Raw genomic sequence first — 24,849 nt, 5'->3', positions numbered from 1 at the left:
AATGAAAAGCGAGTTAAACGCTATAGATTTAGTTGCTGTAGATTTAGTTACTATGGATTTTTTTAATTAACACTTCCTATTTTTGTGAAGTCGATTTTGTTTTCTTTGGGTGAGGTTTTAATGGCCGTCACTGACTTGAATTTTTGACTTAAAATGAACGCAAAGCAGCTAAAGAAAACGGCTATCACCAAGGCGCCTACCCACTGAATTTGAAGGAAGTCGAGTTTAAACAGCAGAGTTAGCGCCGACAGCGCAACAATGTTGAGGGCGATATAGTTTCTCTTACCAATGCGTGCCACCGATATATTGAGGTTGTCGGTATACAGCCTTATCAGTGAATCAAGAGAATTGATGACAAAAACAACACCAACAAATACCATCGCTAAATTTGTGAGCCCTTCGGTTGGAATGCCCGCGCTGTGATAATGATAAAGCACTGAGAACCAAGCCGCGATTGGAGTAGAAGGGATCACCATCATTGCTAGCAGCACCTGATATGTTTTGAGGCCGCCTACAAAGCGCGAGGTAAATTGACCTATCATAATACTCCAGCTGAACCACCAAAATAGATAGAACTCGTGGTATTCGTTCATGGGAAGTACGAAATGATCAATATTAGCGAAGTAACCGCCAATCAACCCAAGGTTTGTGAGGTAAGCAGCAATTTGGCTTTCACCAAATATAAACGCACTAGCCCACATGCCTACAATTAACGCTATAAACACCCAAGTGGTTGTTAGACTTAAAATACGCACATACTTAATGTTGGTACTTGAATAAACAGCAAATGCAATAGCCGCAAAAACAATGAGATAAAACGCGGGTACCACAGATTCCCCATCGCCTATGCTGGGTAAATACCAAGGCAGATTCGACAGCAATAAAAATGCAGTAAAGGCACAAGTTCCAATGATCACAACGTTGTTTATTAGCTTAACAACCGGGATCTCGAAGAATTTAACCTTTGGCTCGATTACGCAGAAATAAAAGCAAGTAAGAAAGTAAAACGCCCAAATGAAGAAGCCCCAAAACCCAAACTCAATAGCAAGAGGGTTGGTGAATGCATATTCAGGACTTGCGCTTATGTCAGCATAACCTGCAAATTCGGTAAGCGGGAACATGATAAGCCCCACATCTAAACCCGAGGTAAAGAGAATAGCAATAAAGGTAAAGGTTCTAACTGGCGTTACACCAACCACTTTCATATTGCCCCATTTGAACAAAATGTAAGCCACAGAAAGTAGGGTAAACATAATGCCTGCACTAAGCCATACTGTCATTATCACCCTCCCAATATTGATAGAAATGTAACATGCTTTTTCCTTTTTTAGTTGTTAGTTATTCCACCCAACTATATGTAGCGACCTTACAAAAGCTGCATATAGGCACTGTGGAAGACGCGCTTGAATATATTTCAAGCGCATTAGTGCTTAAATGAGTTAACAAACTTAACGCTGTTGGCGTTGCCAATTTTCGTTAATTGCAACGGGCACATTCTGTGGAGGTAGCGCAGGTTTACCTAAAATGATATCTGCTGCTTTTTCTGCAACCATAATGGTTGGCGCATTTAAGTTGCCGTTAGGAATGGTCGGGAATATTGACGAGTCGACCACGCGCAAGCCCTCTAGTCCGTGTACCTTGGTTTGAGAGTCAACAACAGCCATCTCATCTTCGCCCATTTTGCATGAGCACGATGGATGATAGGCGCTCTCTACGGCGTTTCGAACGAATGCGTCAATTTGTTCATCTGTTTGAACATGCTCACCAGGCTGAATTTCGCCGTCCCTAAAGTCGTCGAACGCGGGTTGCGCGATAATTTCTCGTGTCAGTCTTACACATGCTCTGAACCCTTTAATATCATCTTGGTGTTGCAGATAGTTGAATAAGATCTTCGGTGGAACCGTGGGATCTGAAGACTGTATGGTTACACTACCTCGGCTTTTAGGCTTATTGTGGCCTACGTGTACCTGAAATCCATCACCATCAAACGCAGACTTACCGTCGTAACGAATAGCTGCAGGTAAAAAGTGATATTGAATATCAGGCCATTCCACGTCGGCCTTCGAGCGTATAAACGCGCACGATTCGAAATGGTTAGTGGCACCTAAACCAGAGCGATTAAACAACCAGCGCGCACCAATTAGCCCTTTCGAGATAAGATCTAACTTGCGGTTGAGCGTTATGGGCTGCTTGCACTTATATTGAAAATAAAATTCAAGGTGGTCTTGTAAGTTTTGACCCACGCCGGGTAAGTGATGTTTAACCTCAATACCGGCACTCTCAAGCACGTTGCTATCGCCAATTCCTGACAATTGAAGAATATGTGGAGAGCCTATTGAACCGGCACTTAAAATTACTTCATTATTAGCAAGGGCAGTATTGGTTTTACCATTCACCACATACTCGACACCTTTTGCCACCTTATTATCAAGCACTACCTTAGTTACAAGGGCACCAGTGACAATGGTCAAATTTTTACGAGACTTTACCGGGTCTAAATATTCTCGGCTGGTAGAGCTGCGAACGCCGCCTTTAACGGTCATGTGCATAGGCCCAAAGCCTTCCTGCTGCGCACCGTTGTAATCGCTAGTAATGTCGTAGCCCGCTTGTTCACCAGCTTTGGTGAAAGCTGTGTACAACGGGTTCTCCATTTCATTACCGTTGTTCACACCAATTTCGCCACTATCACCACGATAGGCGTCGTTACCCTTGTACCAGGTTTCGGCTTTTTGGAAATAGGGTAAACAGGCTTGGTAGTTCCAGCCTTCTGCACCATGGGCTTCCCACTCGTCAAAGTCTTTCGCGTGACCGCGAACGTACACCATGCCGTTTATTGATGAAGAGCCACCTAGCACTTTGCCTCTGGGGCAGTGCATTTCACGGTTATTTAAATAGGGTTCTTTTTCAGTATTAAATTGCCAGGCATATTTGTTGGTATTCATAGGAATAGACAACGCCGTAGGCATTTTGATGAAAATACTTTTATCTGAGCCACCGGTTTCAAGCAGGAGTACTTTGTGTTCAGGGTTTTCTGACAGGCGGTTTGCCAGCACACAGCCCGCAGAGCCTGCACCTACAATAATGTAATCAAATGTCTGCATAATGAATCCTCAAAGGTTTGCGTTTAAACGTGTGTCTTAAAACGGGCTCTCGATGCTGCTCATACCCACATAAATCGATTTTGTTTGGGTATAGCTATTGAGAGATTCGACGCCGTTTTCACGCCCTATGCCAGACTGTTTGTAACCACCTACAGGCATTTCAGCAGGAGAGTTACCGTATGAATTAATCCAGCAGATACCTGCCTGAATTTGATGTATAACGCGGTGAGCACGTTGAATATCTTTACTGAACACACCTGCAGCTAAACCAAGTTCGGTGTTATTAGCGCGAGCGATAACTTCGTCTTCGTCATCAAAAACTAGCACGCTCATCACAGGGCCAAAGATTTCCTCTTTTACTATAGTCATATCATCGGTGCAGTCGGTGAATATAGTAGGCTCTACAAAGTAGCCATTAGGAGCAGACTGTGGCGATGCCGCGTTACCGCCGGTGATTAATGTAGCGCCTTCTTCTTTGCCTTTGGCTATGTAGTTAAGCACCAGCTCTTGATGCTTTTTAGAAATAAGTGCACCTAAATTCACATTAGGATCGAGTGGGTCACCCATAACAATGTTGTTTTCAGTTCGGGTTTTCAGCTCGTCAATAAATGCTTGGTATACCGAGCGCTGAACAAAAACGCGAGTACAGTTAGTGCAAACTTCGCCTTGAGTGTAGAAGTTGCCCAACATGGCGGCACTTACTGCCTGGCTAATATCGGCATCATCAAATACAAGTAATGGAGATTTTCCACCCAGTTCCATTGTGACGTCTTTAAGGTTTGACGCTGCGGCACTTTGCATTACTTTTTTGCCTGTGCCTACTTCGCCAGTAAACGATACTTTTTCAATATCAGGGCAAGACGTAAGCCATTGACCAACTTCCGCGGCACCTTGAACAACGTTAAAGACGCCAGCCGGCACGCCTGCTTCAATAAATATCTCTGCAAGTTTGAGTGCACCCATAGGCGTTTCTTCAGAGGGTTTAAAAATAAAGGCATTTCCAGCAGCAAGAGCAGGGCCCGACTTCCAGCACGCTATTTGTAGGGGGTAGTTCCAGGCGCCAATGCCGGCACAAATACCTAAGGCTTCTTTACGTGTGTAGAAAAAGTCTTCACCAACGGGTTGTTGAGTGCCTAATTGAGTAGGAGCAAGCCCAGCATAATATTCAATAACGTCAGCGCCTGTTTCCACATCAACACAATCGGCTTCTTGAATTGGCTTACCGGTGTCGAGCACTTCAACTTTTGCCAGTTCATCATTACGTTCTCGAAGCAGTGCAACCGCCTTGTTCAGAACTCGCGTTCTTTCAATTGGCATCATTGATGACCATAACACGAAGCCTTCTTTTGCACTTTTAATTGCTTCTTGTTGGATAAAATCATCAGCAACTTCGACGTGATAAATCACTTCATCGGTAGCGGGGTTCGTAACGGCAAAGGTTTCTTTGCTTTTGTTTGCCAACGGCTTGCCATGAATGAAATTCTGATAAGTTGGTAATGACATGCATAAACTCCTACTTTTAAAACGGGCTAAATAACGAGCCAACTAAATTATGGGTATGTGGTTCAAAACCTATGAGTAAAATCATTAGTGTTAAACACATTGCCCCTTCAAAAAATATTCACATATTGCCGCTCTATTGCTGGGTGCTCGTGGCTACGAACCCCATATTTATTGCTTTCAATACTGTGTTATTTATTTTAATTGACTGTTCAATAAAAATAAATTTTATAGTGTTCTAACTATTGTTTCAACTTGAAGATAGGTGGTTACTGGTTTTAAGGCCCCATCTCGATGGATTTGGTGGTGCTAACCTAATGTTTTGTTTATATAAACCCAGAAATATTAAAAAGTGCTCTAATGGTTTAGAAAGTGTTTAATTGAAGTGATTTATTGAGGGACTTTAATTAAGACGACGGCTATGTTCGGATTAACTGTTGTTGAATCGAAAAGAGCCTGTTTTCGTTAAGGTTTTCTGGATTATCCATAAACCTGAACCAACCCAGGTAGTGTTCCCTAACGGCGGGTTTTTTGCTTTCTAGCATCCCAAAAATCATAAACGGGGTCAGATCCACATTAAGCACTCCTTCACAGCCTAGCGATACTTTCCTTAGAGATTTAAAGTGATGCTAGCCCAAGCTAGAGCCTACCTCCTAACAGGTAAGTGTGCTAATGCGGATCTGACCCTCTTTATCGATTCTAAAAATGGTATGCATAAGAGAGGTTAAAAAATTAACGGGGTCAGAACCACATTAAGCACTCCTTCACAGCCTAGAGATACTTTCCTTAGACATTTAAAGTGATGCTAGCCCACACTAGAGTCTACTTCCTAACAGGCAAGTGTGTTAATTCGGACCTGACCCCGTTTGTTTCGGGGCAGTTTGTCGTAAAGTTTTTGATACCTGTTGGTACATTAATAAATTAGTTGGGATGTGTCTTTTATTAAATAAATGTTATATACACTACTACTAATAACTAGTTTTAGTGTGTGGCTTTTTAATGCGAACTATGAGCAGTTCTCTTATCTACTTTGTAATATTTTTTATTGTGTTGTTTTCACCCATAGTTAAGGGTGAGGGTGATGTGAATAAAAACGTAAAGTCAGTGACTCTTGGGATCGTAGTTTTTCCTCCGCTTGTCATAAAGGACAACGAGACCGGGAAATGTTCTGGTGAAGTTGTAGAGATGTCTGATGTGCTTCTAAAGCAGTTAGGCTATGACATGAAGATCGAATGTATACCCCCTGCTAGATTATATGAAAGAGTTCGTAAGGGAGAGATCGATCTTACCGTTAACGTCAAAGGCACAGCGGCACTTGATGACAACGCTATGTTTATTGAAAAGCCGGTTACTTTCTTAACATTAATCAGACTTGCTAACACCACACGATTAGATGAGAAGTCCATAGCTGGTATTAGAGGATACGATTACATTGGTGAACGTAACCGCCTAGAAGAGCAGGGATATGTATTTTTCGATATGCCGTCGAGTATAGACTCTATAAGATTATTTTTATTTGATAGAACTGCTAACTTGATTACTTATGAAAGACCGTTTTATCATTTCTTGGGCGACCGAAAAACCGACAGTGATACTGCGTTAATAACGCTAAAAAGAAATATCCCAACTTTTTTCGCCGTGTCTCTAAATAGCCCTCACAAGAAAGACCTCTATAATAAGCTGACAGAATTTAGTCGGTCTTTTAACGAGAGCACAATACTTGAGTATACAAAAAACTAAAGACGCAATGTTTCATGTGAGGTATCAAGCTCAGTTGAGTTGAACTATCTATCTGCGTCCTGAAGAGCACTTGTTAATATATTTTAGTAGCATGCGAGAGTAAGCTGACAGTAGAATGCTTAAAAGTTAATAGTAAGTGAAATAATATTTTACTTTTTCAGGTCTAATACTTTGAACGTGTGCAGTGTGTCTACAACGCGATGTGGAACTTTGAGGAAATAACAATGAAACAAATTAAAAAGTCATCAGTAGCAACAGCCTTAGGAGCGGTAGTTATCGGCTCTTTAACATCAAGTGTAGCTATGGCGGAGTCTAATCCTTTCGCAATTCAGTCTTTAGAGTCTGGATACAGCCAATTTGCCGCCGAAGGTAAGTGTGGTGAAGGCAAGTGCGGCGGTGATAAGGCTGCAAAGGAAGGTAAATGCGGCGGCGATAAAGCAGCCAAAGAAGGCAAATGCGGCGGCGATAAAGCAGCCAAAGAAGGCAAATGCGGCGGCGATAAAGCAGCCAAAGAAGGAAAATGCGGCGGCGATAAAGCAGCCAAAGAAGGCAAGTGCGGCGGCCATAAGGCTGCAAAAGAAGGCAAATGCGGCGGTAATAAAGCTGCTAAAGAAGGTAAATGTGGCGGCGATAAGGCTGCCAAAGAAGGTAAGTGTGGTGAGGGTAAGTGCGGAAGCATGTAACTAACTTAATAACTATTTGTCTACGCAAGATGGCCGTCTATTGATGGCCATTTTTGTCTTAACCCCCGGAGATAATAGTGAATAAAATTACAGGTGCTGGACTAGGTTTCAGGCGAGAAATGCTAAGTGAAATATTACCAGAAATGCCCAGTGAGGTGGATTTTTGGGAAGTGGCCCCTGAAAATTGGATACCGCTTGGTGGCCTTTATCAAGAACAGTTCAAGCAAGCTTCAACACAGGCTGCATTTAGTAGCCATGGTCTTTCGCTCTCCATTGGAAGTAGTGACAAACTCGACGTTGAGTTCATTAAAACGATCAGACAGTTTTTAGATTCACATAATATTGCCCTTTATAGCGAACATTTGAGTTACTGTTCAGGTCAAGGTCATATGTACGATCTTATGCCTATTCCTTTTACTGAAGAAGCAGTTTGCCATGTAGTCTCACGTATCAAACAAGTGCAGGATATTCTTGAAAGGCCTCTGGTGTTAGAGAATGTTTCTTATTACATAGCGCCTGGGCAAGAAATGTCAGAGCTTGAATTCACCAATGCCATACTTTTAGAATCTGGCTGCTCAATGCTTCTCGATGTGAATAATGTGTATGTTAATAGTATTAATCACGGCTATTGCGCTAGAGAGTTTATTGCAGGTCTTCCATCTCACAAAATTGTTTATGGCCACATTGCTGGGCACTTTGATGAAGCAGTTGATTTAAAAGTTGATACACACGGTGCTGATGTAATAGAACCAGTCTGGGATCTACTGCGCTTTGCCTATAGTACACATGGCGTTTATCCTACTTTACTGGAACGAGACTTTAATATTCCAGCAATGGCGACACTGTTAAATGAAGTTCGCAAGATAAAAGATATTCAGGCGCAAAGCATCTCTGTGAGAGATGCTACAACTTCTGGTATTGCTTTGTGAAAAAATCTTTTGAGCAAACTCAGTACGAGTTCGTGCACGCTATCAAAAATCCGAAAACCTTCACGCCAAAAAATGATGAAGAGGCGAGAAGAGTGGGGGTTTATCAAGCCCTATTTTTCAGCAACATTGATAGTTTTGTTAGCAGTGCGTTTCCAGTTCTTAAATCAATAATTGTCGACCTTCATGGAATAGAAGGATGGCAGCTCGTCGTTAGGCAGTTTTTTAGTGAGCATGAATGTCGTTCTCCTTATTTCAATGAAATCAGTAAAGAGTTCGTCGAGTATTTGTCCATTAATCCAGCCCTGGCCTTAGACTTGCCCGAATTTTCGGCAGAGTTAGCGCATTATGAATGGCTGGAACTAGATGTACAAACGCGAAAAAATAGCGAAGAGGTGCACTTTTATAAACAGGACGATAGCGTAGAAAAGGTAAGAGTATCTCCACTTGCAACGCTAGTCTCTTATTCGTTTCCAGTTCACTTAATTGGCACTGACTTTTTGCCAACGGCTCCCTCACCAGAGCCAGAATATTATGTTGTCTATAGAGATGCTCAACACCATGTTCACTTCGCCCATCTCAATGCAGTAACTGCGTTGTTAGTCCACACACTAGAATTTGAAGAGCAAGGGCTTAGGCTTGACTCATTAGCTCAAAAAGTAAGTGAGAACGTGCCTCACATACCACAACATGCTCTAATTCAGGGAGCGCAGCAAACTGTTATCGATATGCTTAAAAAAGGAATACTAATAGCTGTATAAGTATTTACAGATACGTTTGTTAAACGCCCCTCCATAAACCCCGTGAGGGTAATTGAATGTCAAAATTTTATATTATTTAAAACTTTACTATTCAACTGTTGTTAAAGTGACCGTTTAACCACATTAGCGCTGTCAATCATGCGAGCTTTCGATTAACATTTACCACCATTTTTTTGTTCACAAATATTGTTTAGGTAGTGCAATGGCTAACAATGAAGATTTCAAAGAAGTCTACAACAAGTGGTATTTTTTAGGTTCTTTAGTAACTTTACTCGCTTTACCGTTGATGCATATCATCGCCGGTTGGTTCACGTTCTGGTTATAAAGCAGACATACAAGGCATAATCGTGACTGCAGAATATATAAAATCAGTAGTGAAAACCGTTCCTGACTATCCAAAGCCAGGTATTTTATTTAGAGATGTAACTAGCGTTTTGGAAGATCACAAAGCGTTCAGCAATTGCATTTCGTTGCTAGTTGAGAAATATCAGGGCATGGGGTTTACTAAAATCGCCGGCACTGAAGCACGGGGCTTTTTGTTCGGTGCGCCATTGGCAATTGAGATGGGAATTGGTTTTATACCTGTTCGAAAACCCAACAAGTTACCTCGAGAAGTGGTGAGTGAAAGCTACGAGCTTGAGTACGGCACAGACACTCTTGAGATCCACCGAGATGCGATTGTCCCTGGTGATAAAGTGCTTCTTGTTGACGATCTCTTAGCCACTGGCGGCACAATTGCTGCGTCTGCAAAACTTATTCGCTCTCTGGGCGGAGAAATAAATCACGCAGGGTTTGTTATCAATCTGCCAGATTTAGGTGGTTGCGAGAAACTGGCTGACTTAAACATTGAAAGTTATTCAATTTGCGAATTTGAAGGCGAGTAACAGTCATTCAGAAGAGCACAATGAGGCGTGATGAGGCGTGATGAGGCAAAGAGTACAGCGATGAGTTATCAGGTATTAGCAAGAAAATGGCGTCCCGGTAAGTTCGGTGAACTTGTGGGTCAGGAACATGTTGTTTCAGCCATTTCAAATGCCCTAGATAATGACCGTTTGCATCACGCTTACCTCTTTACGGGCACTCGAGGTGTGGGTAAAACTACCATAGCGCGTATTTTCTCTAAAAGCCTGAATTGCGAGGAAGGACAGGGGGCTAACCCATGTGGTCAATGTGATACTTGCAAAGAGATAGAACACGGTAACTATGTTGACTTACTCGAGATTGATGCGGCATCAAGAACCAAAGTAGAAGACACCCGTGAGCTTTTAGACAACGTTCAGTACAAGCCCACGCGCGGCAGATACAAAGTGTACCTCATAGATGAAGTACACATGCTTTCTAAGCACAGTTTTAATGCGCTTTTGAAAACGCTCGAAGAGCCTCCGCCACATGTGAAATTCTTGCTGGCAACTACTGATCCGCAAAAATTACCCATTACTATTTTGTCCCGTTGTCTTCAATTTAATCTTAAGGCAATGTCTAGAGAGCAAATTGTCGGTCAGCTTTCCCATATTCTGGAACAAGAGAGTTTAAGCTTTGAACCTCAAGCTTTATCGCTTCTGGCGCGCGCGGCACAGGGCAGTATGCGAGATGCATTAAGCTTAACCGACCAAGCAATTGCGCAAGGTGGTAATCAGGTTATTGCCTCGGTGGTAACAGACATGCTTGGGCTGATGGATAAAAATCAGCTGTTAAAGGTTGTTCATGCAGTAGTGAATAAGTCACCCAGTGACGTCATGAACCTGGTTAACGACATTGCAGAGCAAGCGCCAGACTATGACAATGTACATAGTGAACTTGCCAGCATATTGCACCAGGTAGCTCTTACTCAGTGGGTTCCAGAGGCGTGTAAGCTAGAAACTACCTCGGCAAAAGCAATTTTCCAATTAGCGAAAACGATTCCTGCAGAGCAAGTGCAGTTGCTCTATCAAATTGCACTTCAGGGACGAAAGGATTTACCTTTCGCAGCCGACGGTAGAAGCGCATTTGAAATGACATTAATGAGAATGATGTCATTTGCTCCCGCTCCTCCTCCTACTGGTGGTGAAGAGTTAATAGAAAGCGGCGCTAGTGAAAATGAATTACCTGTAAGTTCTCACCGAGAGGTTGAGGGACACCATCAAAGAGAGACTGGTGATCCGGGAAACGTAGGTAAGCAAGAGCAAGCGCCAGAAAGCGACGCTCTTGCAACTTCAACAAATATTCATCAGTCTGAAACCGTCAATACTTCAGAGCGTGAGCTTGAGCAATCAACTAACACCCATTTACACGCTAATGCTCGGGAAGAACAAACGTCACAAATACAACAAAATGTTGATGATGACGCGTCTTCGTTAGAAGAAGGCCATGCAGAAGATCACGCAGAAGGCCATGCACAAGGTCATGCAGAAGATCACGCAGAAGGTCATGCCGAAAGTCATACAGAAGGCCAAGCCGAAAATCATGCTGAAGTATATTCAGAGCAACTGCCAGAAGCACTGCCCGAGGCTAAGCAACAGCTTCACGAAACGTCAGAACCTGCTTCACCTACCCAGCCTTTGCAACAGTACTCAACCACGCAAGAGTCTGAATTACAAAATGCACAGGAGACGAACGATACAAGCACGCCAGATTCTTCATTGCCTTTAGCATCTTATAGCAATGATGAACCGCCTCTTGATGCTTACATGGATGACGTTCCGCCCTCAGAAAGCGACGATTTTTATCCAGTTTCAGATAATGACTTTCAGAATGGAAGCGAACACTATCCTGGAGCTGTAGAAGGTGAGTTTGCACCTCAGAGCGAGAACAAGGCTCCATCCCCTGAAGAACAGTTAAGTGCAACAGCAGATATGCTTGCGCTTAGGCAGAAACTTAAACAGCGAAAAGCCCAAGATAAAGAGAACGAAAAAGCGCAATCTGCAGCAGGCAGTGAGGCCACAATGGCCGAGCAGCGTATGTCAAATACACTGCGCTCGAGGTTTGAAAAGAGCGACTCTGTTGCAGCAAGTTCCGCAAAGCCTATCTCAGAGCCAATCTCAGCGCTGTCCAATTCTGCCCAAGCCTTGCAAGAGCAGCCTATTTCAGAACATTTCACCCAAAAGCGGTCAAATCTTGAGCAGGGGCTAACACAGGAAGCTGGGCTTCCAAATAGTCATGTCGTAGCTGCTCCTCAGCAGCAAGATGACGACTTCCTTGACGCTGAATTTGACAACGATATGCCATTTGCTAATGAAGAGCCTGCTTCAACTTCTCGCGCACAGAAGCAAATCGCATCGCAAGATTTGCCTCCTTGGGAAACATTAGAGCCGGACAGCGGGGCTTTTCAAGAGCCAAGCCGCGAAGTTGGAGGCTTTGCCGAGCCAGAGCAGAGCGAACGTAACAAAGCACAGCAGAGCGAGATTAACCAGGTTCAGCAGAGCGAGATCAATGGCGCACAGCAAAATGAGCCTAATGAAGCACAGGAAGTTACACAGAATAGCAGTAGGCCAGTATTGACTGCTTCTGAATATAACGGTTTAAGTGCGTATTTGGAGGATGGAAGTAAACTTGTCCATGCTAGCCAGATTGATCAATGGAGCAACTTAGTAGAGCAAATGCCTATTGCGGGGCTATTGAAGCAGTTATTCCTTCACGCCTCTTTTTCTCGAAACGGGAGCCAGGTATCACTTGAAATTGACAACAGTCAGTCGCATTTACTGAATGACAGCGCAAAACAGCAGTTACTGGATGCCTTGCACCATGGATTAGGCGAAAACGTAACAATTGATATTTCGCTAGGCGAGCCAGAAATTACGCCATTTTCATTGCAGCAAAATATTCAGGCCATGCGTCAAGCGCATGCACATTCGGTTGTACAAACCGACGAAAAAATTCAAGCGCTGCTGTCGACGTTCGACGCCTCAGTAGTAACCGATTCGGTTAAAGCTCGATAGCAGATAAACTTAATACCAAGATAAAGTGAGAAAACGATATGTTTAAAGGTGGTATGGGCAACATGATGAAACAGGCGCAGCAAATGCAAGATCGCATGCAAAAAGTGCAAGATGATCTGGCTAAGCTGGAAGTTACCGGTGAAGCCGGTGCCGGTATGGTGAAAGTTACTATGACATGTAACCATAACGTTCGTCGTGTGGATATTGATGAGTCGCTAATGGACGACGACAAAGACATGATTGAAGATCTTGTTGCTGCTGCATTCAACGATGCCGTGCGCAGAGTACAAGAAACAAGCAAGGAAAAAATGGCAGAAGTTACGGGTGGCATGTCGCTTCCACCAGGTATGAAATTACCATTCTAAATTGTAGACACTCCGTTTCTATAATTCGATAGTTCATTCAAAAGCCTTGGAACACTCCGAGGCTTTTGTGTTTATAGCTGTCACGGATACTCATTGATGTTGTATTAATGAGTTGTTTAGTAGGGAACTCATTCATAGATATTGAAAAAGATAAAACGTTGGGAATTATCGAACTAATGACGCCCACACTTTACATGAATGACCATGGCAGCTATTGGTTTTACAGAACGCTTATTTACGTGGTGAATTAAACCTGCAAGTTTATTATTGCCAATTTTGCATTCTCCCATTAAAAGCCGTTATAAAGCTGACTTTCTCAGCTTTTACGCTGTCAATTTACTAAAATAGCGCCTATTTCGAAGCCATGTATAATCACTATTTAACTTGCAGTACTGTCTCTAGATAAAAAGGAACCCGTATTGATCAGAAAAGGTTTGGTCACCTCCACTCTCATTCTTATTGCTATTGCTTTCGTTTTGACGGTTTTTAGTATCTATTCCTTATTCAGCATGAAAACAGTCACCTTCGACCCGAAGCTAAGGGAGATATCGGGTATCGAGTTTGATAAAAAAACAGCGCCTTTGGGCAATTAACGACAGCGGCGATGGGCCTATTCTTTATATGTTGAATAAAGATGGTTCAATTGCCCGTGAAGTTACGGTATCCAATGCGAAAAATGTCGACTGGGAAGACATGACGCAAAATCAGTTTGGCCATTTTTTCCTTGGGGATTTTGGGAACAACAATAATGACAGACGCTGGTTAACAATTTACAAGATTGAAAATCCCATTGATATAAAAACAGACACCACAGAAGCTGAAATTATCAAGTTTACTTACCCTCAAATGGGGGATGGGGAAATAAAGCCTGAAGATAAAAATTACGATTTAGAAGCATTCGTAGAATATAAACGTAATCTTTATCTTTTCACCAAGAACAGAACGAAGCCATTTGATGGGATCACCAAACTTTATAAAGTGGGTGACCATGCCGCTAATTTTAACGCCGAATTCATTGGTGAGTTTAAAACATGTACAACGCTAGAAAAACTGTGTTGGATAACCTCAGCCGCCATTAGTCCCAATAGGAAAAAATTGGTGTTACTAGACTCTACAAGTCTGTGGCTGTTTGAAAATTTTGAGGGCGATAAGTTTTTTAGCGGTGATGTGTCTCGTATTGACCTAGGTATCGTTACGCAAAAAGAAGCCGTAACATTTTACGACGACAATACCTTGGTATTCACCGACGAGGAATTTAAAGGGCTGGTAGGTGGAAACGTTTACGAAGTTAAACTCGACCAAGTGAAGCGTAACGTGATTAAATACGCTCAACAAAAAGATAGAAAAACAACAGCGAAGTAGTCTCATTATGAAGTTTAGTCCGTTACTTGCAGAGTTAATTCAGGCCCTAACGTGCTTACCTGGCGTTGGTAATAAAAGCGCGCAGCGAATGGCATTTCATTTGTTGGAGCGAAATCGCAAAGGCGCAGTAGAGTTAAGTGATGTTTTGCATAACGCTATGGAGCACATTCATCATTGTAAGCGCTGTAGAACGTTCACAGAAGACGAACTATGTGACATATGCCGTCATCCTGAGCGTGAAGCGAGTGGCCTGCTATGCGTGGTAGAGAGCCCCCAAGATGTGTTAGCTATCGAGCAGACACTGAGCTTCAAAGGCCAGTACTTCGTTTTAATGGGGCATCTCTCACCCATTGACGGCGTAGGTCCGGAAGAAATTGGTCTCAACGAGTTAGAAGAGCGCTTTTCCAAGGGCGGAATTTCGGAAGTGATTTTAGCTACCAACCCTACCGTAGAAGGGGAGGCCACGGCACATTATATTGCCCAACTTTGCAGCGCTAATGATATAGAAGCGTCTCGTATCGCTCATGGAGTACCTGTTGGCGGCGAGCTGGAATATATCGATAATAATACGCTTACCCATGCTTTTTCCGGGCGCCGTAAACTTTAGTGAGATAAATTCACAATAAATTTTTGCTCTTGTAGTTGAAAAACACGCCCCGCGTCCTTACCTGTCTATCAGTAACGTGATCCATTCAACGAGGAGATACTGGATTATGGCTGAAGCAGCCCATAAAGAAACCCACGGTTTTCAGACGGAAGTAAAACAGCTTCTACATCTGATGATTCATTCTTTGTATTCAAACAAAGAGATCTTCTTACGCGAGCTAGTGTCGAATGCCGCTGACGCCGCTGATAAGCTGCGTTTTCGCGCATTGGAAAATGATAGTCTCTATGAAAACGATGGCGACTTAAACGTAAAGCTTAGCGTAGACAGCGAAGCAAATACGATAACCATTACCGATAACGGTATTGGTATGACCCGAGATGAAGTGATTGCTAATCTAGGTACAATCGCTAAGTCGGGCACAAAAGACTTCTTTAGCAAGCTGTCTGGTGATAACGCGAAAGATTCTCAATTAATCGGCCAGTTCGGTGTTGGTTTTTACTCTGCGTTCATCGTAGCTGATAAAGTAACCGTACGCTCGCGTGCTGCTGGTGCAGATGCCTCAACAGGTGTTGAGTGGATTTCTGATGGTGAAGGTGAATTCACTATTGCAGAAATTAATAAGCCATCTCGCGGTACAGAAATTACTCTGCATTTACGTGAAGATGAGAAAGAGTTCGCGGATACTTGGCGTTTGCGTTCAATTGTTAGTAAGTACTCTGACCATATCAGCATTCCTGTTCAAATGTGGAAAGACGAAGTACCTGAAAGCGAAGGTCCTGACGGCGAAAAAATTGAAGCTCAGCCAGGTGAGTGGGAAGTTGTCAACAAGGCGACAGCCCTATGGACTCGCGAAAAGTCAGAGATTACTGAAGACGAATATAAAGAGTTTTATAAGCACATTTCACACGACTTTGCCGACCCACTATCTTGGGTACACAACAAAGTTGAAGGTAAAACTGAGTACACCAGTTTGCTATATATACCTTCAAAAGCACCGTTTGATATGTGGAATCGCGAGCAGAATCACGGCTTGAAGCTTTATGTGCAGCGCGTATTCATTATGGATGACGCCGAGCAGTTCATGCCAACCTATCTTCGCTTCGTAAAAGGTCTGTTAGATAGTAATGACCTACCGCTTAACGTTTCTCGTGAGATCCTGCAAGACAACAAAGTCACTCAGGCGTTGCGTCAGGGTTGTACTAAGCGCGTACTTCAGATGCTTGAAAAGATGGCGAAGAACGATGCTGAGAAATACCAAGCATTCTGGAATGAATTTGGTAACGCACTTAAAGAGGGGCCTGCGGAAGATTTCAGTAATCGCGAGAAAATTGCCGGTTTACTTCGCTTCTCATCGACTCATGGCGACTCAGACGCGCAAACAGTATCGCTTGCCGATTACATTGAGCGTATGAAAGAAGGTCAAGACAAGATTTACTACGTGACTGCAGACAGCCTTCAGGCAGCAAAAACTAGCCCGCATCTTGAGATATTCCGCAAGAAAGGCATTGAGGTATTGCTAATGGGCGAGCGCATTGACGAGTGGTTAATGTCTCACCTAACTGAGTTCAACGAAAAGCAGTTTGTTTCAATTGCGAAAGGCGACCTTGACTTAGGCGACTTGGAAGATGAAGAGTCTAAGAAAGCGCAAGAAGAAGCAGAGAACGAAATTAAAGACGTGTTAGAACGTGCAAAAGCGGCATTAGGTGACAAAGTTGTCGATGTTAAGTTTACACATCGTTTAACTGACTCTCCGGCGTGTATTGTTGCCGACGATAACGGCATGACAACGCAGATGATGAAGCTAATGCAAGCTGCTGGTCAAAATGTTCCAGACGTTAAGTATCACTTTGAGCTTAACCCAGAGCATAGCTTAGTGAAGAAGTTAGCAGATACGCAAGACGAAGAACTGTTCAATGAGTGGGTAGGCGTGTTGTTCGACCAAGCCGCGCTATCTGAACAAGGTAGTCTAAAAGACCCGTCTACGTTTGTTCAGAACTTGAACGCGCTGCTGATGAAGCTGGCGAAATAAGTCGATATAAACTTAGGTTTACAGTTAAAAACGGGCTTTACGCCCGTTTTTTTGTGTTTGTCACTACCTCGGTAAAGCTCGTGCGAAATAATGTGCTATATTTCTCAGCCTTTGTGGCTGCGCACGGCTTATGTTCTGGTCATTAATTGACTATAAGCTGAGCGTATATTCGCCATTAGTCGTAAGATTAGCCTCAGGGTACTGCTTATACTTGTCACTATTGTGCTGAATGTGTAAAGTGCCCGAAGTAAAAATTTTAAAAATCATAAGCGGAGAACGCACTCATGCGAATCATTCTTCTCGGCGCTCCTGGCGCGGGTAAGGGCACACAAGCTCAGTTCCTAATGGGCAAATACGGTATTCCACAAATCTCTACAGGCGATATGCTTCGCGCAGCGATAAAAGCTGGTACCGAACTTGGTTTGAAAGCTAAGCAGGTGATGGATGAAGGTAAGCTGGTTTCTGACGATATTATTATCGGCTTGGTGAAAGAGCGCATTGCAATGGACGATTGCAAAGACGGCTTTCTACTAGATGGCTTTCCTCGCACAATTCCGCAAGCAGATGCAATGAAAGAAGCAGGTGTAAAGGTTGACCACTGCATCGAGTTTGACGTTGCTGACGATGTTATTGTTGAGCGAATGGGTGGACGCAGAGTGCATCCAGCATCGGGTAGGGTTTACCACGTTGTATACAATCCACCTAAAGTGGAAGGTAAAGATGACGCAACTGGCGAAGATTTAATTGTTCGTGAAGACGACAAAGAAGAAACAGTTCGTAAGCGTCTTGCTATTTACCACGAACAAACAAAACCGTTGGTTAACTATTACTCAGCAGAGGCGAAAGCAGGTAATTGTGAGTACCACAAGCTAGACGGCAACCGTCCGGTAGATGTGGTAAGTGCAGAACTTGAAGAGCGCTTAAGCTAGTTAGTGATTAAAAATTGAGGAAGGCCGCACAACGCGGCCTTTTTCATACGCGTCTTTTAACAGCCTGCGTATTCAGAGTACGTGCTTGATAGCATTTCGAGTTGAGTAGGGTTTCTCACCCCTAAGAAATGCTTAATAAACAGCTATACGTTGCTAAAATTCCTATGCTACCTTAGCGTCAGTATTCGTAAAAATAATTATAAAGAGTGGAGTTGAGATGGTTTTACCAATCACAGCCTTTTACGCCAGTTTACTCGGTATATGTTATCTGTATTTATCGTTTCTTGTTATCGGAGCTAGACGTCGACACAACGTAAGTTTAGGCGACGGTGGCCATGAAGATTTAGGGCGTTTATCCCGAGCTCATGGTAACTTTAGCGAATATGTTCCTATTACCCTCATCATGATCGCTTGTTTTGAAGCGAATACCGGTCAAGGGTGGGCTGTACATGCATTAGGAAGCGCTATTTTGTTTGGTAGGGTACTGCATGCTTACGGACTGGGAAGACACTCAGGCGTTAGCTGGCAGCGTTTTACAGGTATGATCCTTACCTTCCTAGCAATGCTAGTGACCGCCGTTGGTAATTTAGCGCTCATCCATTTCGGAATGTAGCGTTTAAAAGCCCTAGAAAAGCGCTAAAAAAAAGCCCGCAAGCGGGCTTTTTTACGTTATTCATTTGACGTTGCATGCCTTAAAAGCTATTTATGACGCTCTTGTAATACGCTAAGCGCATCGTTAAGCGACATATCGCTCGCTTGTAACAGCACAGTTAGGTGGTATAACAAGTCAGCGGCTTCGTTTTTAAGCTCTTCTTTGTCGTGCACTGTTGCGGCTAACGCGGTCTCAACGCCTTCTTCACCCACTTTTTGCGCAATGCGCTTAATGCCTTTGTTATAAAGGCTGGCAGTGTAGCTGCTTTTAGGGTCAGCAGATTTACGAGATGCTAATACTCTCTCTAGGTCGGCTAAAAACGTAAACGCTGGGGTACTGCCTTCAAACCAGCAACTTTCCTTCCCTGTGTGGCAGGTAGGGCCGTTAGGATTTGCGAGAACCAGCAGCGAATCGCTATCGCAATCACAGGCTACACTCACTAAGTCGAGCGTATTACCCGATGTTTCACCTTTCATCCACAAACGCTTTTTGGAGCGGCTGAAGAAGGTTACTTTGCCGCTCTCGATGGTTTTGGTTAAGGCGTCTTGGTCCATATAGCCTTGCATTAACACCTTGCCAGATAATGCATCTTGCACGATAGCTGGCAAAAGATTATCCATCTTCTCCCATGCCAAGGTATTGGTATTTTCACTTGTAATGATCATGGATTAATTCCTTCTGCCTGCGCTGTTAAGCCATGACGCTTGCGCATAGGGACGCCGTTGGCAGTTAGCTCTGCTTTCAACTCGTCTATATTGATAATGTTCTTGTGAAAGACCGAAGCCGCGAGCGCACCGTCAACGTCAGCTTGTTGGAATACATCAGTAAAATGTGAAATTTCACCCGCTCCGCCTGACGCTATTAAAGGCACTTTGCAGGCTTCTCTTACGGCTTTTAACTGCTTAACATCGTAACCGTTGCGCACACCATCTTGGTTCATGCAGTTAAGCACTATTTCACCGGCACCGCGAGATTGCACTTCCTTTATCCAGTCAATCGTCTGCCACTGACTTTTTTGAGTACGACTTTCATCGCCGGTAAACTTATACACTTCGTACTGATTGGTATCTTGGTTGTAAAAGCTATCAATGCCAATTACCACGCATTGTTGACCGTATACGTCGTGCAGTGCATTAATTAGCTCAGGGTTGTTTAAAGCGGGGGAGTTGATAGATATTTTGTCTGCGCCCATTTCAAGAATGCGGCCTGCATCTTCAATACTTTTAATACCACCAGCCACACAAAATGGGATATCAATTACTTGCGCAATACGGCTTACCCAGCTTTTATCAACAACGCGAGCATCAGAACTTGCTGTAATATCGTAAAAAACGAGTTCGTCGGCACCGGCTTTAGCGTATTGCTCTGCAAGTGGAACGATATCACCAATAATTTCGTGGTTTCTAAACTGAACGCCTTTAACAACTTTGCCGTCGCGAACGTCTAAGCAGGGGATTATGCGTTTTGCCAGCATGCAATTGCCTCCTTCACGGTAAATTTACCTTCAAGTAGAGCGCGCCCTAAAATAACGCCATCTACCTTGGTAGGCTTCAGCACTTCAATGTCATTTAGACTGCCGATACCGCCAGATGCCTGCCATTTAACATTTGGAAACTGCGCTGCCATTTCTTCATACAACTCTCTGTTTGCGCCTTGTAAGGTGCCGTCACGGCTTATGTCAGTGCATAAAACATGTTTAGCGCCAACAGTAGCGAAGTCGTTTAGCAAGCCCTCTAAGGCGACGCCCGAGTTTTCTTGCCAGCCATGAGTGGCAATAAGTTTTTCACCACTTTCGCTGATATTAATATCTAGTGCTAGCACGATATGTTCAGGGCCATATTTTTCTACCCAAGACTTTACTAGTTCTGGCTGTTTTACCGCAAGCGAGCCTATCACCACTCGACTCACACCAGCTTCAAGAAGTTGTGCTACCTCGTCTTCAGAACGAATGCCGCCACCTGCTTGAAAGTTCATGCGCTTTGTATCAACCATGGCTTTAATAAGTGCCAACTGTCGCTTGCTAGTATCTTTGGCACCCGTTAAATCCACAATATGAAGCCAGGTAGCGCCTTGGTCAGCGTAGTCATGTACCACGTCGATGGGGTCTAATTCATATTGGGTTTTTTGCTCGTAATCGCCTTGGTACAAACGAACTACGTGTCCGTCGATGAGATCAATTGCTGGAATTATCATTATAAGTTCACAAAGTTGGTAAGAAGTTGTGCGCCAGCCTCGCCGGAGCGCTCTGGGTGAAACTGCACGCCATAAAAATTGTTTTTATTGATGGCAGCAGAAAAAGCGTTGCCATACGTACAACTCGCCAGCGTATGCTCATACTCAGGTACAGCAAAACTGTGCACGAAATAGAAATAGGTATCTTGCGGAATGCCTTTGAATAAGCTCTCGTTGCTATGCGTTACCGTATTCCACCCCATGTGAGGAAGGCGCAAACCATTGGCCTCCATTCTAGCAACATGTCCAGGCATCAAGGATAAACAGCCGATGTCTTCTGTGCCTTGGAAACCACCTTCAGCACTGGTTTCAACCATAAGCTGCATGCCCAAGCAAACGCCTAATACGGGTTGAGTTAGCGATTGAAGAGTGCTCACCAAGCCTTTCTGTTTTATGCTTGCCATCGCTGCGCTGGCAGTTCCTACACCGGGCAGAAATACTTTATCTGCGGCGTTAATCACATTGATATCGTCAGATACATCTACTTCGACACCAAGACGTTCAAGGGCAAATCGCACAGACGAAATATTAGCGCAGCCCGTGTTTACAATAACAATTTTTTGCCGCTGGTTTGTGTTTACCACTGACATTAAAGCGCTCCCTTGCTACTTGGCAACGCATCGCCTTTAAGCGCAATAGCTTGTCTAAGGGCGCGACCAAATACTTTAAATAAGCTTTCTACCTGGTGGTGCGCATTGCCTTCTGTGGTAGACAAGTGTAGCGATAATCCCATGCTTTGTGCTAAAGAGTAAAAGAAATGCGGCACCATCTCTGTAGCCATTTCACCTACCTGATCTCGGCTAAACTCTGCTTCAAACTTGAGGTGAGGGCGGTTAGAAATATCCATAATGCATTCGGCGCGACACTCATCCATAGGTAATGCAAACCCAAAGCGACCAATACCACGTTTATCACCCAGTGCTTTTTTAAGCGCTTCACCAATAGCTAGCGCGGTATCTTCAACGCTGTGGTGATCGTCAATATGAAGGTCGCCATCAACAGACACGTTTAACTCAAACCCGCCGTGAACAGCGATTTGGTCAAGCATATGGTCAAAAAAACCAAGGCCTGTGTGAATAGCAGACTTTTCCTGAGAATCTAAATCTACTCGCACTCTGATGTCGGTTTCAGACGTAGTACGTACCACTTCCGCAATACGCGATGAAGCTAAAATTGACTTTTGAACGTCATTCCAGTTAAGCGTTTCGCGATTGTACTGTAAGCTTTTGATGCCCATGTTTTCACCAAGCTGTACGTCGGTAATTCTATCGCCAATGACATACGAGCGAGTGAAGTCAACACGGCCTTGCTGCAGGTAGTCTTTCACCAAGCCAAGCTTTGGCTTACGGCAGGTGCAGTTATCTTCCTCAAAGTGGGGGCAAATAAGCACATCATCGAAAGTCACACCTTGGCTTTCGAATATCCCCATCATGGCGTTGTGGGCAATCTCAAAATCTTGTTGAGGGAAGCTCTCTGTGCCTAATCCATCTTGGTTTGACACCATAACGAGCTTAAAACCAGCTGCTTTAAGCTTTAACAACACAGGGATAACGTTGGGCTCGAAAACGAGTTTCTCTAAACTGTCTAACTGCTTATCTACGGGCGGCTCTTCAACTAGCGTACCGTCGCGGTCTATAAATAGTATGGCTTGCTGACTCATGCCGCGTCCTCATTATTTTTAAAGTCGTTAATTAACTGCATTAAGCGCTGGTTTTGTTCTTCCGTTCCTATGCTAACGCGTAAGCAATTTTGTAAATTTAGCTGTTTAGATTGGTCGCGAATAAGCATACCTTGGCTAACTAAGTACTGCATTAAAGCGGGCGCTTTCTCATCGCGAAACAGAATAAAATTAGCGCGTCTGTCGCCCAGTAGTTCAATGCCATCAACGGCTTGAAGGGCCTCTGCTAACGCTTCTTTTTCTCTATTAATGGTAGCCACTTGCAGTTCTAGTAACGTAAGCGACTCAGGAGACAGCGCTTTTGCTGCAATCTGTGCTACCGGTTCAGGAATTGGATAGGGCGCAATCACCTTTAATAGCGCCTGAATAACAGGTGCCTGAGCAAGGGTGAAACCACAGCGAAGCCCCGCCAACGCAAATGCCTTAGATAAGGTTCGTAGTACTACCAAGTTAGGATAATTGTTTATCTCGTTTGCCCAAGTGCTATCCGCATCAAATTCAATATACGCTTCATCAACAACCACTAACGCTTTGTCGGCAAAGTGATTGAGCACGGCTTTTATATCCTTGCGGGCTACTGACGTGCCCGTTGGGTTATTGGGTGCGCAAATGAAAATAACGTTCACGTCGTCTTCAGCACATACCGCGTCGACATTTAGACTGAAGTCGTCGTTAAGCGGTACTTTTTTAATGCCTACATCACAGGTTTCTGCGCTTATAGCATACATGCCGTAGGTTGGCGGACAGATAAGAACGTTGTCTTTACCTGGAGTACAAAAGGTACGAATAAGCAACTCAATACCTTCATCGGCACCGCGAGTCACAATAAGTTGCGACTTATCGATACAAGCGTAGCTCGCATAGCCGTTGACAACTGCGTCAGGCTGGCACGACGGATATCGGTTAAAGTTGCTGCTGTCTACGCTGTATTCATTGGCATAAGGCGACTCATTAGCATTGAGCCAGTCTTGACCACCAGAAAATAAACGACGTGCCGATTCGTAGGGCTTCAGCGGCACCAAGTTTTCATTTATCAAATTATCAATGAGCGCAGACATTAGGCGTCTCCTTGCTTGAGTGCTTGCATACGTAAGGCAACAGCCTGTTCATGGGCGTCTAAACCCTCCGCGGCGGCTAATGCCATAATAGCTGGACCCAAATTACGCATGCCATCAGCACTGAGCTCTTGAATAGTAAAACGACGCATAAAATCTAATAGGCCAAGGCTTGAGTAATTTTTTGCATATCCATAGGTTGGCAACACATGGTTGGTACCTGATGCGTAGTCACCGGCAGATTCAGGAGACCATGGGCCTAAAAAGATTGACCCGGCGTGTTTGATCTTCGGCAAATAATCTCGTGCATTCTCAATTTGAACAATGAGGTGCTCAGCCGCATAAGCATTGCTCGCTTCAATGGCTTGCTCAATGGTATCTGCTAAAATATAGCGCGCGTTTTCCATTGCAGGTCGAGCAATATCTGCACGAGATAGCGTGGCTAACTGACGTTCAACTGCCGCTTTCGCTTCCTCAATGAGGGTTTCGCTGTTTGATACCAAAATTGCCTGTGAGTCTGGGCCGTGCTCAGCTTGCGATAATAAGTCTGAAGCCACAAATTCAGGGTTGGCAAACTCATCGGCAAGCACTAGCACTTCAGAAGGACCTGCTGGCATATCAATAGCCGCGCCGTCTGCACGTTGACTAACCTGTTGCTTGGCTTCAGTAACAAAACTATTACCGGGACCAAATATTTTATCAACCTGAGGAATAGACTCAGTTCCCAGTGCCATTGCTGCAACCGCTTGTGCTCCGCCACACAAAAATACGTTGTCGATGCCACATTTTCTGGCTGCATACGCAATCTCAGGGGCTATTAACTGCTGCTTGTTTGGTGGTGTACACAGCAGTTTGTTTTTACAGCCCGCCACTAACGCTGGCACTCCTAGCATGAGTACCGTTGAGGGTAGCGGAGCACTGCCACCTGGAATATACAGTCCAACCGCGTCTAAAGCGGTAAAGCGCAATTCACAATGCACCCCTGGAGTCGTAGTTAGTGAGATATCACTGGGTTTTTGAGCTTCGTGAAACGTTTTGATGTTATTAAACGCTGTGTCGATAGCGTTTGCGACCTCAGGTGTTACCTGAGCCGCCAAAGCATCAATGTTTTCTTGAGAAAGCACAAGATCCGTTAAGTCTGGGCAATCAAACTTGCGAGTGTAATCAAGAACAGCCTTATCGCCCTCTGCTTCAACTCGGGCAATAATTTCGGCCACGGTTTGTTTCAACTGCTGGCTATTGGCCATAGCCGGGCGCGCTAGCGCCTGTTTTTTCTCATTATTAGAAAGAGATGACCAAGTAATCATAATTGTCT

The 24,849-nt window shown here is 44.0% G+C and carries 22 protein-coding genes and 1 pseudogene; 13 read left to right on the top strand and 10 right to left on the bottom strand.

What is annotated here, in order from left to right:
- Positions 1 to 62: 62 nt before the first annotated feature.
- The 3 genes from BM528_RS07395 to betB form a co-directional block, all read right to left on the bottom strand.
- A complete protein-coding gene (locus BM528_RS07395; protein WP_071979337.1) occupies positions 63 to 1,280 on the bottom strand; it encodes a choline transporter in 1,218 nt (405 codons plus the stop codon).
- 168 nt (positions 1,281 to 1,448) lie between these two features.
- Complete coding sequence (gene betA, locus BM528_RS07390) at positions 1,449 to 3,101, bottom strand: choline dehydrogenase (RefSeq protein WP_071979336.1); 1,653 nt, start codon at positions 3,099 to 3,101, stop codon at positions 1,449 to 1,451.
- A gap of 36 nt (positions 3,102 to 3,137) precedes the next feature.
- The gene (gene betB, locus BM528_RS07385) at positions 3,138 to 4,604 is read right to left on the bottom strand and encodes a betaine-aldehyde dehydrogenase (protein ID WP_071979335.1); all 1,467 of its coding nucleotides are present in this window, start codon (positions 4,602 to 4,604) and stop codon (positions 3,138 to 3,140) included.
- Positions 4,605 to 5,609: 1,005 nt separating this feature from the next.
- On the opposite strand from betB, the gene BM528_RS07375 reads away from it, so the two are divergent.
- The 13 genes and pseudogenes from BM528_RS07375 (at position 5,610) to BM528_RS07320 (ending at position 18,530) form a co-directional block, all read left to right on the top strand.
- Positions 5,610 to 6,341 (top strand): hypothetical protein, encoded by a 732-nt coding sequence (locus BM528_RS07375; protein ID WP_071979334.1) that lies wholly within the window; start codon positions 5,610 to 5,612, stop codon positions 6,339 to 6,341.
- 224 nt (positions 6,342 to 6,565) lie between these two features.
- Entirely contained in the window at positions 6,566 to 7,024 is a 459-nt protein-coding gene (locus BM528_RS07370; protein ID WP_071979333.1) for an HvfA family oxazolone/thioamide-modified RiPP metallophore, read from the top strand.
- 77 nt (positions 7,025 to 7,101) lie between these two features.
- Positions 7,102 to 7,953 carry an HvfB family MNIO-type RiPP peptide maturase gene (locus BM528_RS07365; RefSeq protein ID WP_100972495.1) on the top strand — a complete coding sequence of 284 codons (852 nt, stop codon included), beginning with the start codon at positions 7,102 to 7,104 and terminating at the stop codon, positions 7,951 to 7,953.
- A complete protein-coding gene (locus BM528_RS07360; RefSeq protein ID WP_071979331.1) occupies positions 7,950 to 8,711 on the top strand; it encodes an HvfC family RiPP maturation protein in 762 nt (253 codons plus the stop codon). The genes BM528_RS07365 and BM528_RS07360 overlap by 4 nt, the downstream gene beginning before the upstream one ends.
- 347 nt (positions 8,712 to 9,058) lie before the next feature.
- Positions 9,059 to 9,595, top strand: coding sequence for an adenine phosphoribosyltransferase (gene apt, locus BM528_RS07355; protein ID WP_071979330.1), 537 nt, complete (start codon positions 9,059 to 9,061; stop codon positions 9,593 to 9,595).
- 60 nt (positions 9,596 to 9,655) lie between these two features.
- Entirely contained in the window at positions 9,656 to 12,625 is a 2,970-nt protein-coding gene (gene dnaX, locus BM528_RS07350; protein WP_071979329.1) for a DNA polymerase III subunit gamma/tau, read from the top strand.
- Between the two features lie 38 nt (positions 12,626 to 12,663).
- On the top strand, positions 12,664 to 12,990 hold the full coding sequence (locus BM528_RS07345) for a YbaB/EbfC family nucleoid-associated protein (protein WP_071979328.1): 327 nt from the start codon (positions 12,664 to 12,666) through the stop codon (positions 12,988 to 12,990).
- A 107-nt stretch (positions 12,991 to 13,097) separates the two neighbouring features.
- Positions 13,098 to 13,241: a hypothetical protein gene (locus BM528_RS18475; protein WP_156844038.1), complete on the top strand. Its 144-nt coding sequence runs from the start codon at positions 13,098 to 13,100 to the stop codon at positions 13,239 to 13,241.
- 183 nt (positions 13,242 to 13,424) lie between these two features.
- A pseudogene (locus BM528_RS07340) lies at positions 13,425 to 14,352 on the top strand (hypothetical protein).
- A 7-nt stretch (positions 14,353 to 14,359) separates the two neighbouring features.
- The gene (recR, locus tag BM528_RS07335) at positions 14,360 to 14,959 is read left to right on the top strand and encodes a recombination mediator RecR (protein ID WP_071979327.1); all 600 of its coding nucleotides are present in this window, start codon (positions 14,360 to 14,362) and stop codon (positions 14,957 to 14,959) included.
- A gap of 106 nt (positions 14,960 to 15,065) precedes the next feature.
- Positions 15,066 to 16,988: a molecular chaperone HtpG gene (htpG, locus tag BM528_RS07330; protein ID WP_071979326.1), complete on the top strand. Its 1,923-nt coding sequence runs from the start codon at positions 15,066 to 15,068 to the stop codon at positions 16,986 to 16,988.
- Between the two features lie 284 nt (positions 16,989 to 17,272).
- Positions 17,273 to 17,917, top strand: coding sequence for an adenylate kinase (adk, locus tag BM528_RS07325; RefSeq protein ID WP_071979325.1), 645 nt, complete (start codon positions 17,273 to 17,275; stop codon positions 17,915 to 17,917).
- A 217-nt stretch (positions 17,918 to 18,134) separates the two neighbouring features.
- Positions 18,135 to 18,530 (top strand): MAPEG family protein, encoded by a 396-nt coding sequence (locus tag BM528_RS07320; RefSeq protein WP_071979324.1) that lies wholly within the window; start codon positions 18,135 to 18,137, stop codon positions 18,528 to 18,530.
- A gap of 86 nt (positions 18,531 to 18,616) precedes the next feature.
- Here the strand turns inward: BM528_RS07320 and hisIE are convergent, their stop codons facing one another.
- From hisIE to hisD, 7 genes are read right to left on the bottom strand one after another with little or no spacing between them, the layout of a single operon-like run.
- Positions 18,617 to 19,234 carry a bifunctional phosphoribosyl-AMP cyclohydrolase/phosphoribosyl-ATP diphosphatase HisIE gene (gene hisIE, locus BM528_RS07315; protein WP_071979323.1) on the bottom strand — a complete coding sequence of 206 codons (618 nt, stop codon included), beginning with the start codon at positions 19,232 to 19,234 and terminating at the stop codon, positions 18,617 to 18,619.
- Positions 19,231 to 20,043, bottom strand: a complete 813-nt coding sequence (gene hisF, locus BM528_RS07310; protein WP_071979322.1) for an imidazole glycerol phosphate synthase subunit HisF — start codon at positions 20,041 to 20,043, stop codon at positions 19,231 to 19,233. The genes hisIE and hisF overlap by 4 nt, the downstream gene beginning before the upstream one ends.
- A complete protein-coding gene (gene hisA / locus BM528_RS07305) occupies positions 20,025 to 20,762 on the bottom strand; it encodes a 1-(5-phosphoribosyl)-5-[(5-phosphoribosylamino)methylideneamino]imidazole-4-carboxamide isomerase (RefSeq protein ID WP_071979321.1) in 738 nt (245 codons plus the stop codon). The genes hisF and hisA overlap by 19 nt, the downstream gene beginning before the upstream one ends.
- On the bottom strand, positions 20,762 to 21,391 hold the full coding sequence (gene hisH, locus BM528_RS07300; protein WP_071979320.1) for an imidazole glycerol phosphate synthase subunit HisH: 630 nt from the start codon (positions 21,389 to 21,391) through the stop codon (positions 20,762 to 20,764). Before hisH ends, hisA begins: the two co-directional genes overlap by 1 nt.
- Positions 21,391 to 22,461 carry a bifunctional histidinol-phosphatase/imidazoleglycerol-phosphate dehydratase HisB gene (gene hisB, locus BM528_RS07295; RefSeq protein WP_071979319.1) on the bottom strand — a complete coding sequence of 357 codons (1,071 nt, stop codon included), beginning with the start codon at positions 22,459 to 22,461 and terminating at the stop codon, positions 21,391 to 21,393. Before hisB ends, hisH begins: the two co-directional genes overlap by 1 nt.
- Positions 22,458 to 23,537 carry a histidinol-phosphate transaminase gene (gene hisC, locus BM528_RS07290; protein WP_071979318.1) on the bottom strand — a complete coding sequence of 360 codons (1,080 nt, stop codon included), beginning with the start codon at positions 23,535 to 23,537 and terminating at the stop codon, positions 22,458 to 22,460. The genes hisB and hisC overlap by 4 nt, the downstream gene beginning before the upstream one ends.
- Entirely contained in the window at positions 23,537 to 24,841 is a 1,305-nt protein-coding gene (hisD, locus tag BM528_RS07285; protein WP_071979317.1) for a histidinol dehydrogenase, read from the bottom strand. Before hisD ends, hisC begins: the two co-directional genes overlap by 1 nt.
- Positions 24,842 to 24,849 lie beyond the last annotated feature (8 nt).

The sequence above is a fragment of the Alteromonas sp. RW2A1 genome (genome assembly GCF_001886475.1).
Taxonomy (GTDB): Bacteria; Pseudomonadota; Gammaproteobacteria; order Enterobacterales; family Alteromonadaceae; genus Alteromonas; species Alteromonas hispanica.
This window is presented reverse-complemented; position numbering and strand designations above follow the sequence as displayed.